General features: G+C 63.8%; 13 protein-coding genes. 5 read left to right on the top strand and 8 right to left on the bottom strand.

Annotated elements, in window-relative coordinates; translation table 11 throughout:
• Positions 1–39: 39 nt before the first annotated feature.
• The 6 genes from EO245_RS13555 to EO245_RS11980 form a co-directional block, all read right to left on the bottom strand.
• The gene (locus tag EO245_RS13555) at positions 40–171 is read right to left on the bottom strand and encodes a hypothetical protein (protein ID WP_255416943.1); all 132 of its coding nucleotides are present in this window, start codon (positions 169–171) and stop codon (positions 40–42) included.
• A 93-nt stretch (positions 172–264) separates the two neighbouring features.
• On the bottom strand, positions 265–552 hold the full coding sequence (locus EO245_RS11995) for a PqqD family protein (protein ID WP_164931323.1): 288 nt from the start codon (positions 550–552) through the stop codon (positions 265–267).
• A 52-nt stretch (positions 553–604) separates the two neighbouring features.
• On the bottom strand, positions 605–1,462 hold the full coding sequence (locus EO245_RS13420; RefSeq protein ID WP_164931322.1) for a sulfotransferase domain-containing protein: 858 nt from the start codon (positions 1,460–1,462) through the stop codon (positions 605–607).
• Complete coding sequence (locus tag EO245_RS13415) at positions 1,459–2,385, bottom strand: hypothetical protein (protein WP_164931321.1); 927 nt, start codon at positions 2,383–2,385, stop codon at positions 1,459–1,461. Before EO245_RS13415 ends, EO245_RS13420 begins: the two co-directional genes overlap by 4 nt.
• A complete protein-coding gene (locus EO245_RS11985; protein ID WP_128893147.1) occupies positions 2,372–2,971 on the bottom strand; it encodes an aspartyl/asparaginyl beta-hydroxylase domain-containing protein in 600 nt (199 codons plus the stop codon). Before EO245_RS11985 ends, EO245_RS13415 begins: the two co-directional genes overlap by 14 nt.
• 43 nt (positions 2,972–3,014) lie before the next feature.
• The gene (locus EO245_RS11980) at positions 3,015–3,833 is read right to left on the bottom strand and encodes a sulfotransferase (protein WP_128893146.1); all 819 of its coding nucleotides are present in this window, start codon (positions 3,831–3,833) and stop codon (positions 3,015–3,017) included.
• A gap of 136 nt (positions 3,834–3,969) precedes the next feature.
• Between EO245_RS11980 and EO245_RS11975 the strand changes: the two genes are divergently transcribed.
• Positions 3,970–5,109, top strand: coding sequence for a nucleotidyltransferase family protein (locus EO245_RS11975; RefSeq protein ID WP_164931320.1), 1,140 nt, complete (start codon positions 3,970–3,972; stop codon positions 5,107–5,109).
• 49 nt (positions 5,110–5,158) lie between these two features.
• Positions 5,159–7,270: a protein-disulfide reductase DsbD gene (locus EO245_RS11970; protein ID WP_128893144.1), complete on the top strand. Its 2,112-nt coding sequence runs from the start codon at positions 5,159–5,161 to the stop codon at positions 7,268–7,270.
• Here the strand turns inward: EO245_RS11970 and EO245_RS11965 are convergent.
• Positions 7,197–7,721 (bottom strand): hypothetical protein, encoded by a 525-nt coding sequence (locus tag EO245_RS11965; RefSeq protein WP_128893143.1) that lies wholly within the window; start codon positions 7,719–7,721, stop codon positions 7,197–7,199. The two genes, EO245_RS11970 and EO245_RS11965, sit on opposite strands and share 74 nt — an antisense overlap.
• A 101-nt stretch (positions 7,722–7,822) precedes the next feature.
• Positions 7,823–10,018: an excinuclease ABC subunit UvrB gene (gene uvrB, locus EO245_RS11960; RefSeq protein WP_128893142.1), complete on the bottom strand. Its 2,196-nt coding sequence runs from the start codon at positions 10,016–10,018 to the stop codon at positions 7,823–7,825.
• 107 nt (positions 10,019–10,125) lie between these two features.
• Between uvrB and EO245_RS11955 the strand changes: the two genes are divergently transcribed.
• From EO245_RS11955 to EO245_RS11945, 3 genes are all read left to right on the top strand, one after another.
• A complete protein-coding gene (locus tag EO245_RS11955) occupies positions 10,126–10,899 on the top strand; it encodes an alpha/beta fold hydrolase (protein ID WP_128893141.1) in 774 nt (257 codons plus the stop codon).
• Between the two features lie 65 nt (positions 10,900–10,964).
• Positions 10,965–12,392: a circularly permuted type 2 ATP-grasp protein gene (locus EO245_RS11950; RefSeq protein WP_128893140.1), complete on the top strand. Its 1,428-nt coding sequence runs from the start codon at positions 10,965–10,967 to the stop codon at positions 12,390–12,392.
• 16 nt (positions 12,393–12,408) lie between these two features.
• Positions 12,409–13,353, top strand: coding sequence for an alpha-E domain-containing protein (locus EO245_RS11945; RefSeq protein ID WP_128893139.1), 945 nt, complete (start codon positions 12,409–12,411; stop codon positions 13,351–13,353).

The following is a 13,353-nucleotide window of genomic DNA, read 5'->3' as shown; positions in this document are numbered from 1 at the left end:
CCTCAGCGCCCGTAGACGGACGCGGTCCGAAACGGCGGATCAGGAAGGGTTGTAGAAGGCGTCTTCAACCGTCCGGCTTACTGCGCCAGCGGCGGTGCGCTTGACCGGCGTGATCGAACGGACAGCCGGCTTTTGCCAGGGCGCGCGGCCTTTCTGCTTGTCGGTTTTCATAATTTCTCCCCAAAGAAACTAACTTGTGAACAATGCCTATACCCGAATTAACCGGTTGTGCAACCACGGCAAAATTCTGGAACGCAATCGGACTCAAGCGACCTCAACGAGGCCAAGACCATATAATTCGGACACAAATTCGATTGTATCTGCGCGACATTGCTCCGGCTCGACCTCGAATTCCTCTTGAAGGCTTTCGCAAAGATCCGAGATTCTGCGGCCCGGATCGAGCTTGAGCCAGATGCGCGCGCCGGTCGATTCGAAATGGAAATATTTGCCGCTCTCGATATCCATCAGCGAGATGCCGTCGGCTACTTCGCTGAACAGGACATTCTCGTTTCGGGTGGCGATCGTATCGGCCTTGATGGTCTTGTCGTTCATGTGCGGGTTTCTTCCATCGTTGATTGTCTTGCGCAAGTGGTCGGGGGGCGCTTCAACCCGAATATCCCAGCCGGCGCATGGCTGCTCCATGATCCTCCAGAATGCGCCGGTTTTGCGCCTCGTTCAGTTCGCGCGTGCTGCCTCCGGTTCGACCCTTACGAAAGAACGCCTTTCCAGCACGCGGCTTCTCCGAAAAGCCGGCATCGTCTTCGGCCTTTTTCAGCCGTTCGAAAGAGGCTGCATCAGTGGCCGCGCCCTGTTTCTCAAGATCGATCGATAGACCGCAGAACGAGGTAATGCGATCGAGTTGCCCCGCAGGGTCGGAAAGCAGGTCTTCGTAGCGCACCAACAGGAGCGGTATCTCGTCCTGGTCGAGCCAAGAGGTGACATTGGTCGACCAGCTGCCGAGCAATTGCGGGACGGCCTTGCTTGTCTTGTCCGGCCATTCGTCCTGCCGGGCTTCTTCGTCCGCCATGCGCTCGATAATGGCGTCCGCGGTCTTGCCTTCGTGATGCGCGTAGGATGCCACGATATCGAGCGGGTTCCGCACGATGAGGATGGCACCCGCGCTCGCCTGCTTGGGGAAGAGGGCAGTCCCGTCGCTCGCCCGGCGGAAGGCGCTGTGCGTTTTCACGAGAACTGGGCCATCACCCTCGGCGGCGAAGGCGCGGTGGAATGCCGACTGGTAGGGTAGCAACGCGTCCAATGTCAGGTCGGCAGAATCGATCGCGGCATGATCGTCGAGCAGCGATCGGTCAAACACGATCGGCCCGCCGACCAGCGCGCTCAAATCTAGCGGCTCGTCGGGAAACAGGCAGGCGGTCAGCAGGGCGCGGACCCAGGTGCTGCCCGATTTCGGATAGGAGGCGAGCCAGACGATCGAGCGTCCCGGGCCGAGCTGCGCGGTCATGCCGGTTCCTGGGCGGCGCTTTCGGCTTCTGCCCGTTCGATCCCGTCGATCATGCGGCGTGCGAGTTCGCCCGGATCGATCCAATGCGCGGATCTCTTCAGGTGGAACATCGGCACTTGCCCAACTGTATTGGCCACCGTGCGGAAGGCCCATGGGCGCAGCTTCATACCATCGATGAAATTCTTGCGATGGATGAAGCGCGACAGGCATTCGACGCCGAGCGCCGGGTCGATCCGGGAGAATTCTTCCTCCTCGGCATTGGTCGCCTGCAGATAGACAATCGCGCGGATGGGCGTGACCCGGTCGTGGAATTCCTCGACCGGCCGGTAGTATTTCGCAAGGTCGCTGCGCACCTGCGGCAAGCCGTCGCTTTCGTGGCCGAGCCGCTTGAGCGAATCCGCCCATAGCCGCGTCGCCGGAAAGGCGGGCAGGGCCTGCGGCAGCCCGGCGTCGGACAGTATCAGGCCGGTGACATCGTCCGCCACCATCGGCAGTCCGAGCGACAGCAGGCCGCCGAGCATGGTCGACTTGCCCGCACCAGACATGCCCATCACCAGAACCGCGCCCTTGTCGGTCAGGACCGAGCATGAATGGATCGGGAGTATCCCGCGCTGCATGAGGAGCGCTGCCATGCAGGTGCCGAGCAGGATGGAGACGACCTGGCTGTCGTCGGCCTCGGCAAAGCGGTCGTATTCGATCGTGTCGCCATTGGAGACGCGGAAACGACCGGTTTCGAAGAAGGTGGCGAAGAAGCGGCCGGGTTCCGCCTCCCAATTGCGGAAGCTCGTCTCGAACCCGGGGGTCTCCTCGATCGAAGCCGCACGAATGAATGCGTCCGCTTCCGCCTCGCCGGTGAATTCCGGGATGGCGGGAAGGGGAATGTCGGAAGACAGGGTAAAGCCGTAAATCCTATACTTCGGCATGCACGCCCCGGTCTGTCGTGCGCCCGCCCGAATCGGCATTATACACCTCGAAGATCAGGTGGATGCGATCTTCCTCGCCGAGATTCTCGCCGCCGTGGCTGACGATATTGTTCACCTCGTAGGCGTTGCCGGCTTCGAGATGGACACGCTCGTCGCGCACGAGGAATACGGCTTCCGGATTGGTGACCAGTGGCACGTGGATCTTGTGCGCGCGAAGGTTCGACCCCGCCCCGTCGTAATGCGGGTCGATCCGGTGGCCGGCCTGTAGCCGCGCGAGCATAGCCTTTGGAAATCGGGGGCTGGCAAATCCGTAGGGCGCGATGGCTTCGCGCATGACCGGTTCCAAGAGGCCCTTCCACGCGTCCCATGCGGGCGTCGCATAGAAGCTTTCCGGGTCGCGGTTGTTCTCGATGAAGCGGAAGATGATGTGGCGCGTATGGTGGAAGACTTCGAAGTCGTTTTCCTTGTGCGCGTCCTCGGCCTGCCAGGTCGCTTCGGAAATGCGCGCTACTGCACGGCGCAGCGGCTCGTAGGCGACCGGTCCGAGATGTCTGACCGTGTGCGGTTTTTCGACTTTGGGTACCACGTTCCCTCCCTTGTCCGGTGAGGTATCAGCCGCCGCGAAACGGTCAAGCCGTGCGCAGTGCGTAACCGAAGAATTCGAGATGCTCGCGTCCCTTCTCGAAGACGCGGGTCGCGGCGGATATCTCTTCGGGCGAAAGACGCGCGATCTGCTCTTCGTTCATGTTGCGGAGCGGTTCGTCATAGGTGCCCTTAATGCTGAGCCGCTGGCTGAGGTCGAGATCGTCGAGCGCCGGCACGAGTGCTTCGATGCGTCGTGCCATCTCTTCCGGGCCTGCACACAACTCCTCGTAGGTGAAGGCGATAGCCGCCTCGCCCAGCAGGTCGATATTCGCGCGCTGGACTTCGAGGCATTTGAGCAGGTGGCGCGCACCCGCTTCTGCCAAGTCCAGATTGCGACTGATGGTCTTGTGCCGCTGCTTTCGCCGCAAGATGCCTTCGAGAGCCGCGTAAGGGTCGCGCACCATCAGGACAAAGCGCGCATTTTCGAAAGTCTCGCTCAGATCGCGCGCATGCAGGAGAAACGGCGGGGCCTTGGTGTGGAAGACCGATGCATCGTCCGTTTTCGCGGTCGCCCGGAAGTACCACGCCTTGCGCGATCGTTCCCAGTCGAAAGCGGAACTGTCGGCAAAGACTGCGAGTGCTTCATCACTCGAAGCCCAGATCAGCGGCCATTTCGAATCCAGCGTATGAGGGCCGGCAAACCCGAAGACGTGCTGCCCCTCCTTTTCGAGCGACCAAACATGGCGCGACTGCGCAATCGCGCGCGACAGATAGGTCGAGCCGCTATTGTTCGGGCAGAGCAGGAACAGGTGCGTCTTCACGCTCGCCGCGACCCGCTCGATTTGCGCGATACCGCTAGTCATTCTCGCTGGATTTCATCCCCTTGGGCGGCAGCACGCCGAGCCCGACCCCGTTGCGTGCGTCGGGGCTTGCCAGATTGCCCGGCGTCCCACAAGCAGGCCCTTGGAGATGGGGAAGAATCGATCAGGCGGCGCGACCATGAGCGAGGTAGAGTTCGATCTCCTCCTCGCATTCCTCGCGCGCAATCCGGCTCGTTCCCCTCAGGATATCGCGCGCGGCGGGATCGATTGGGACCGGTTCGAAGCACTTGTGAACCGTCACCGGGTCGGCGCGCTTGTCGGGCACGGCGCAGCAGCAAGCGGCATCCTGCCGGACGCGTTGCTCGAGCGCCTGCAGCAGCAGGAAATGAACAATTCGGCGCGGTTTCTCCTTACCAGGAGCATCCTCCAAGATTTGGCCCGGCGCTTCGAAGTCCGCGAAATCAGGTGGGTGACGCTCAAGGGCGTGATTGTCGCCCAGCGTCACTACGAGCGGCCATCGCTGCGCGAGATGATCGATCTCGACATACTGATCGACCGCGCGGATTTCGACGCGGCGGACCTCGTACTGCAGGACATGGGGTTCGAGCGCTACCACCCGCGCTTCCCGCTCGAGGGTACACGGCGCGCGCATTTCATGCGGTTGCATTCGGCGTGCTCCTACATCCGCAGGGCCGACGGCGCCCAGCTCGACCTGCATTGGCGCACGGTCCAGAACCCGAATTTCCTCCCGGCACTGGACGAGAACTGGCGCGAGCATGTCGATGCGTCCTCGTCTCCGCCAATCCTGCATTTGCCCGAGCACTTCGCGTACCTGCTGGTTCACGGTGCGAAGCATGGTTGGCAGCGGCTCAAGTGGCTGGTCGATATCGACCGGATCATTTCCGGTCTCTCGCAGGATCAGGTGAGCGCATGCGCCTCGGCGATCGAGCGTCACGGACTGGACGACCTCGCCGGAGCCGCCTTCAGGCTGTCGCGAGAATTGCTCGACACCGAGATGCCACCGGCGTTCGAAGCATTGGCACGGCGAAAGCAAGCGATCCGGCTTGCGGACCTCGCAAGAGAGTTGATCGCTGCCGACATTCCTGAGGGCGGGGTAAAGCCCGATGCGCTCGGCTACATCACCGCCCGCGTGCGGCACAGCCTGATGCTCGTGAGCCGGAAGGGCTACCGCCGCTCGGCTCTGCTTCGCGAATTCGCGCGCGCTACGGATATCGGACAGGTTTCCCTCCCGAAGCGCGGCCTGCCGATGCTTGCCTTGATCACTCCGCTGCTGACCCTGACCGGAAGGCGATCCTGAGCGCGCGAAACCGCGGCGTTGCACCTTGCACGCGGCCTATCTACATCGCATGGCCGAAAGAGCGATGCCGAACCTGCGCCATCTTCCCATCTGGATAGCTTCACTGCTCGCGGCCGCCGCGCTGCTGCTGTCGTCCCATGGCGGCCTTGCGCAGCCGATCGGCCAGCCGTCGCCCGAACCGAACATCGAAGCCGCGCTCGTTGCCGAAGGGCCTGTGCAGCCGGGTGAGGAGCTGCTGCTCGCGATCCGTTTCCGGCCCGACGAGGGATGGCACGGCTACTGGAAGAACCCCGGCGATGCGGGGTACGGCATGGAACTCGACTGGGAGCTTCCGGGAGGCTGGCAGGCGGGCGAACCGCGCTATCCGGTGCCGACGAGGCTCGAAATTTCCGGGCTGATGAACCACGTATTCAAGGGCGAATACGCGGTCCTGATACCCGTCAGCGTGCCGGCAGATGCCGAAACAGGTTCCGTCGCGCGGATCGCGCTCGATGCGCAGTGGCTCGCCTGCACAGACATCATCTGTGTCCCCGAGCGCGACCGGCTCGAACTGGCGATCGCCGTTGGCGGGACGGGAGAAGGTGACAGTCGCTTCGCCGGATGGCAGGGAGCGATCCCGCCGTTGCTCGATAGCGAGGCCAGTTTCGCGCAGGGCCGCGGAGCGCTGCGTATCGCATTTCCAATGCCCGCCTCGCTCGAGGTCACCGATCCGCATGTCTTCATCGAGAACACGGCTCTCGTCCGGTACGCGGCGGTCCAGACCTATTACCGCGAGGGCGACCTGCTGGTTGCGGAAATACCGTTGCAGGAAGGCGCTGCGCTGCCCGACGAGCTGGGCGGTATCCTCTCCTTTCGCGAAGGCGAGGGGGTCACGTTTGCCGCGGTTCCGGGCGAGGTGCCACAACTCGGCAAGCGCTTCGGGCCTATGAGCAGCGACATGCCGGGACTGGGCTGGCTGCTGCTCGCCGCGCTGGGCGGCGGATTGCTGCTCAACATCCTGCCCTGCGTGTTCCCGATCCTCAGTCTCAAGGCCTTGACGCTTGCAAGGGTTGGCGAAAGCGCGAGCCAGGCGCGCCGGGAGGGGCTGGCCTATGCGGCGGGTGTGATCCTCGCCTGCCTTGCACTCGGCGGGTTACTCTTGCTGTTGCGCGCCGGGGGCGAACAGGTCGGCTGGGCGTTCCAGTTGCAGGAGCCGTCGGTCGTCGTCGCGCTGCTGTTGCTTGCGGTTGCCATTACCGCGAACCTCGCGGGCGTCTTCGCACTGCCGAACATCTCCATCGCGAAGGCGGGAGAGCCCTCCAGCGCCTTTGCGACCGGCCTTCTTGCAGCTTTCGTCGCAACGCCGTGCACGGGGCCGTTCATGGCAGCAGCGCTTGGTGCTGCGCTGGTCCTGCCGGTGCCCTATGCGATCGCGCTCTTCGCAGCGCTCGGCCTGGGCATCGCGCTGCCCTTCCTTGCCATCGCCTTCATTCCCGCCTTGCGCGAGCGCCTGCCGCGCCCGGGCCCGTGGATGGAGCGCTTCCGGCGGTTGATGGCGGTACCGATGGGGCTGACCGCGCTGGCACTCGTCTGGCTCGTCGCACGCGTCGGCGGGCAGGGCTTCGGACTGATGACGATGGTGCTGGTCTTCGGCCTGCTCCTCGCGCTGGTCATCGTCGGCAAGCTGCAAGCTCGCGGCAAGCTGGCATGGCCGGCATTCTGGCTGGTGGTCGCGCCTTTCGCGATCTTCGCCGCCTTCGCGCTTCCCGCGAGCTTCGAGAGCAGCAAGGCCGAAGCGGCCGAGTCGATCCACGACCCGGTCGAATTCAGCGATGCCGCGCTGGCCGAGGCGAGGGCCAGCGGACGACCAGTCTTCGTCTGGTTCACCGCCGACTGGTGCCTGACCTGCAAGGTCAACGAAAGCGTCGCGATCGAACGCGAGGCGACCCGCGAGGCCTTTGAACAGGCAGACGTCATCGCCATGCGCGGCGACTGGACGCGGCGCGATGCCGAGATTGCCGAATTCCTTGCCGACCAGGGCGCTGCGGGCGTGCCGCTCTACCTGTGGTACGAGCCGGGCGCGGGGGCGGAAACCTTGCCGCAGGTCCTCACGGCATCGATGCTGGTAGAGAAAGCCCGCGACAGCGCGCGATCAGGCGCCCCGGAAGCGGGCTCGGATTGAGGATCAGGCTCCCCGCGCCGGGGATCGTCCATTCAACCTCGCGCGGACCGGTGAGCGATTCAAGATCGCTCGTGGTGCCCGGCCAGGTTGCCTGCCAGATCCACGCTCGCCCGTTCCACACCGCCTCGATCGGAAGCCGCTCGGAATGGCCGTTGCCGATCAATACCTGGATCGCCTTGGCGTCCTTGTCGGTGATGACGAAGCGCGTGATTTCTATGGTGCGCACGCCGTCTTCGGTCCGGCATTGGAGTGCAGCCAGCGGGGTCTGCCCCGGCTTGCCATAGAGCAAGCGCCCGGGCTCGCTCGTCGGGCTCCAGATGGCGCCTTCGACATCCGGCGAGTCGATCGGATCGACCATCCCTTCTTCCGGACCGATCATGGCGCCGCGGTCGGCGGAATCGTCGGTCGCTGGCGGCTGGCACGCCGCGAGCAGCAAGCCCGGCAGGATCACGGAGAGGGACTGGCGAATTCGCATTGTCGAAGGGCAATATTCCCGCGCCGTGCCTCGTGTCTAACCGTCAGGCCGAGTAATCGACGGTTTCGCCGCGCCGCTTACGGCTTCCCGCCCATCCGCTTGTAGCGCGTCTTGCCGTAGCGGGTCTTGCGTGTGCCGGGCCGTCCGGCATCGCTGCGCCCGACGCGCGGCGCCTTGTGCTCACCTTCGGGCAGGCCAAGCTCATCGTTTTCAAGGCGGCGGATCTCGTCGCGCAGGCGCCCGGCTTCCTCGAACTCGAGATCGGCGGCAGCGGCGCGCATGCGCTTCTCGAGGTCCTCGATATAGGCGCGCAGGTTGTGGCCGACGAGGTTGTTGCGCTCGTCGTCGCCCGTATCGACGGTGACGCCGTCCTGCGCGGCGGTATGCGCGACGATGTCGGCGATCTGGCGCTTGATCGTTTGCGGCGTGATGCCGTGTTCTTCGTTGTATGCGCGCTGCTTCTCGCGGCGGCGTTCGGTCTCCGCCATCGCGCGTTCCATGCTGCCGGTCACCCGGTCGGCATAGAGGATCACGCGGCCATCGACGTTGCGTGCGGCGCGGCCGATGGTCTGGATGAGCGAGGTTTCCGAACGCAGGAAACCTTCCTTGTCGGCATCGAGGATGCACACAAGGCCGCATTCGGGAATGTCGAGCCCTTCGCGCAGCAGGTTGATGCCGACCAGCACGTCGTAGACGCCGAGGCGCAGGTCGCGGATCAGTTCGATACGCTCCAGCGTCTCCACGTCGGAGTGCATGTATCGCACCTTCACGCCCGCTTCGTGCATGAACTCGGTGAGGTCTTCCGCCATTCGCTTGGTCAGCGTGGTGACGAGCGTGCGGTAGCCCTTGGCGGCGGTCTTCTTGCATTCCTCGATGCAGTCCTGGACCTGGTCCTCTACCGGGCGGATTTCGACCGGGGGGTCGATCAGCCCGGTAGGACGGATGACCTGCTCGGCAAAGACGCCGCCAGTCTGCTCCATTTCCCAGCCGCCGGGGGTCGCCGATACGGCAAAAGTCTGCGGGCGCATCGCGTCCCACTCGTTGAACCTCAGCGGGCGGTTGTCGATGCAGGACGGCAGGCGGAACCCGTATTCGGCGAGCGTCAGCTTGCGGCGATGGTCCCCGCGCGCCATCGCACCGATCTGCGGCACGGTCTGGTGGCTCTCGTCGACGAACAGCAGTGCGTTTTCTGGCAGATATTCGAACAGCGTGGGCGGCGGCTCGCCCGGCAGGCGGCCGGTGAGGAAGCGGCTGTAATTCTCGATGCCCGCGCATGAGCCGGTCGCGGCGATCATTTCGAGGTCGAAATTGGTCCGCTGCTCCAGCCGCTGCGCTTCGAGCAGGCGGCCTTCCTCGTTCAACTCCTTGAGGCGTTCCTGCAGCTCGAACTTGATCGCCTCGGAGGCCTGTTTCATCGTCGGGCCGGGGGTCACGTAGTGCGAGTTCGCATAAACGCGCACCTTTTCGAGGCTTGCGCCCTTCTTGCCGGTGAGCGGGTCGAATTCGCTGATTTCCTCGATCTCGTCGCCGAAGAAGCTGATCCGCCAGGCCATGTCCTCGTAGTGCGAGGGGAAAATCTCGAGATTGTCGCCACGAACGCGGAAGCAGCCGCGCTGGAAGGCGGCGTCGTTGCGCTTGTACTGCAGCGCGACGAGCTTGCGGATCAGCTCGCGCTGGTCGACCGTCTCGTCCTTCTTGATGTCGAAAATCATCGCCGAATAGGTCTCGACCGAACCGATACCGTAGAGGCACGAGACCGAAGCGACGATGATCACGTCGTCGCGCTCAAGCAGGGCGCGCGTCGCCGAGTGGCGCATCCGGTCGATCGCCTCGTTCACCGAGCTTTCCTTCTCGATGTAGGTGTCCGACCGCGGGACGTAGGCCTCGGGCTGGTAGTAGTCGTAGTAGCTGACGAAATACTCGACCGCGTTGTTCGGGAAGAAGCTCTTGAACTCGCCATAGAGCTGCGCGGCGAGGATCTTGTTCGGTGCGAGGATCAGCGCGGGGCGCTGCAGTTCCTCGATAACCTTGGCCATGGTGAAGGTCTTGCCCGAGCCGGTCACGCCGAGCAGCACCTGTGTCTGCTCGCCGTCCTTCGCGCTCGACACCAGTTCGGAAATCGCCTGCGGCTGGTCGCCTGCCGGCTGGTAATCGGACACCAGCTCGAACTTGCGACCGCCCATCGACTTTTCGGGACGCGCGGGCTTGTGCGGAACGAAGTCGCCGGAAGTATCGGGTTCTTCCAGTCCTCTGCGAATGACGAGTTCGGCCATGCGGGACCATATGGGCCTCGATCGCCCGACCGACAAGCTCGCCGGGTTGTGACGGTGTTAAGGGAACGCCTTGTATGATCGCTCATTGGAGCCAATGTTGCGAATAGATGGCGATCAAGACTTCTCTTCTCGGCGGTGACACGCCGCATTTGAGCGCGGAAGAACTCTCGCGCCGGCTGGCGCTGGCCCGCGAGCCGGAAGAGGAGCCCGCCGAAAAGCCCAAGCTGCGCCACCTCGTCGGCGAATTCGGCTGGGTGTTCGAGCCGGTCCGCCGCCAGTTCCGCTCGCTCGATATTCCGCAGGCGAGTTCGCCGCAGACGGTCATGCTGATCCCCGGCTTCGGCGCGCACCCGCTGCGCTTTCGCTATCTAGCGAAACAGCTCGAGCAGGCGGGCCACAAGGCGAAGCGCTGGGGCTACGGGTTCAATCTCGGGCCGAGCAAGGAAAACCTCGAAGGTCTCGCGCAGAGGGTGTGCGACCTGTCCGAACGGTATGACCGCAAGGTCGTGCTGGTCGGTTGGAGCCTCGGCGGACTTTTCGCACGCGAGCTTGCCAAGCAGCACCCCGATTGCGTCGCCAAGGTGGTGACGATGGGCTCGCCATTCTCTGGCAATCCGCGCGCGAACTGGGGTTGGCGCGCCTACCAGTTTATCGCAGGCCACCGCGTCGACGAGCCACCCATCGCGAATCCGATCGACGAGAAGCCGCCGGTCGAGACGGTCGCCTTCTGGAGCCCGCGCGATGGTGTCGTCAGCCCGCGCAGTGCTTGCGGCAAGCCCGGCGAGCGCGACCGCGCTGTCGCCCTTCGCTGCACCCACATGGGCTTTTCCTTCTCCCACCAATGCATAAACGCGATCCTTCAGGAACTTGAAATGGATTGAGCCTTGCTATTGAATAGGCTCATTGCCGCGGTTCGTCGGCACGCAGTTCAGGCTTTCGGGAGGATATGGCAGAACCGGTCTCTGCATTTGACGAGATGTATGCCGAAGACGGTTCGATCCGTCCGGCGTATGAGGGCTACTGCGAATGGCAGGAGGCCCAGGAAACTGCCTGGCTACGGCGCAAGCACAAGGACGCGGAGACGAACTTCCGCAAGACCGGCATCACCTTCAATGTCTACGGCGCGGAAGAGGCGGAAGAACGCCTTATCCCCTTCGACATGGTCCCGCGGATCATCACCTCCGCCGAATGGCGCAAGCTGACGCGCGGGATCGAACAGCGGGTCAGCGCGCTCAACGCATTCATTTACGATCTCTACCACCGGCAGGAAATCATCCGCGCTGGCCGCGTGCCCGAACGGCTCTTCCGCGGCAATGCGGCCTGGCTGCAGGAGATGGTCGGCTTTACCCCGCCAGGCGGCGTCTACACCCATATCGTCGGCGTCGACCTGGTGCGCACCGGGCCGGACGACTTCTTCGTGCTGGAAGACAACGCCCGCACGCCTTCGGGCGTGAGCTACATGCTCGAAAATCGCGAAACCATGATGGCGATGTTCCCCGAGCTGTTCAGCCAGGTGCGCGTTGAGACTGTCTCCGACTATCCCCGCCGCCTCGCCCGCAGCCTTGCCGCTTGCGCCCCGAAGGGCTGCGCGGACAAGCCCAATGTCGCGGTGCTCACGCCCGGCATCTACAACAGCGCCTATTTCGAGCATGCCTTCCTCGCCGACCAGATGGGTGCAGAGCTCGTCGAGGGCAGCGACCTTCGCGTGAAGGATGGCCGGGTGCAGATGCGCTGCACCAAGGGATATGAGCCGGTCGACGTGATCTACCGCCGGGTAGACGACGAATTCCTCGATCCGCTGACTTTCAATCCCGATAGCGTCCTCGGCGTGCCGGGGATCATGGACGTGTATCGCTCAGGCGGAATCACGATCGCCAACGCGCCGGGTGCAGGCATTTGCGACGACAAGGCGATCTACAGCTTCATGCCGGAAATCGTCGAATTCTATACCGGCGAGAAGCCGCTGCTGCCCAATGTCGAAACATGGCGCTGCAGCGATGCCGACAGCCTCGCCTATGTGCTCGACAATCTCGAGGAACTGGTGGTGAAGGAAGTCCACGGTTCGGGCGGCTACGGCATGCTGATCGGCCCGACGTCTTCGAAGCGTGAAATCGCTGAATTCCGCAAGAAGCTGGAGGCGAAGCCGGACAATTACATCGCCCAGCCGACGCTCTCGCTCTCGACCTGCCCGATCTTCACGCAGAAAGGCCTCGCCCCGCGCCATGTCGATCTGCGCCCCTTCGTCCTCGTCTCGCCCGACGGGATCGACGTGACCCCCGGCGGCCTGACGCGCGTCGCGCTCAAAAAGGGATCGCTGGTCGTCAATTCGAGCCAGGGTGGCGGGACCAAGGATACCTGGGTGCTGAAGGAATGAGGGGAGTCTCGCACATATGCTAGGCCGTACCGCTCATGGCCTGTTCTGGATGTTCCGTTATCTCGAGCGGGCCGAGAACACCGCGCGCCTGCTCGATGCAGGGCTGCGCATGGCGGTCACGCGCGATCTCGCGACGGCCGAGGAAGAATGGCGCTCGGTCATCGAGGCTTTCGGCCTGCGCGATGCCTACGAGGCGAAGCACGGGACCTACGCGGGCTACCAGGCATGGAACTTCATCCTGCGCGACCCGGACAACCCCGCGAGTGTCTTGCGCATGATGGGTGATACCCGGACCAACGCCCGTGCGGTTCGCAGCGCGATCACCAGCGAGCTTTGGGAAGTCGTCAACGAAAGCTGGATGTCGATACGCGATGCGCTGGCAAAGCCCGTCGGGCAGGGCAGCGTGGGCGAGGTGGTCGCGCTGGTTCGCCGGGCGGGCACGCTGGCACATGGCGCGATGCATGGCTCGCTCTTGAGAAACGAGGGTTTCCATTTCGCGCGCGCTGGCACGCTGATCGAGCGGGCGGACTGCGTCGCGCGGAGCCTCGACCTCAAATACTACCTGCTGCTCCCCTCGCTCTCTTATGTCGGGTCGAGCCTCGACCGCGGGCAGTGGGAAAACGTGCTGCGCTCGGTTTCGGGCGACAGTGCGTTTCGCTGGCTCAATGCGGGCGAGATCGACGCGCGCGCTATCGTCGAGTTCCTCGTCCTCGACGAGCGTTTTCCGCGCAGCCTCGCCTTCTGCCATTCGGCCCTGCGCGACGAGCTTGCCGCGCTCGCGAGGCTTCACGGCCGGGAAGGCGAGAGCAACGCGCTGATGCGGGAATCCGACATGCACATGGCGAACCTGACGATCGAAACCGTGTTCGAGCAGGGCCTCCACGAATTCCTCGTCGACTTCATGCGCACCAATTCGCAGATCGCCGCCGCCATCGGCGAAGACTACCGGTTCCTGAGATAG

The organism is Erythrobacter sp. HKB08 (assembly GCF_004114695.1).
Classification (GTDB): domain Bacteria; phylum Pseudomonadota; class Alphaproteobacteria; order Sphingomonadales; family Sphingomonadaceae; genus Parerythrobacter_A.
The sequence above is the reverse complement of the archived record's forward strand: the minus strand, read 5'-3'. Positions and strand labels throughout refer to the sequence as shown.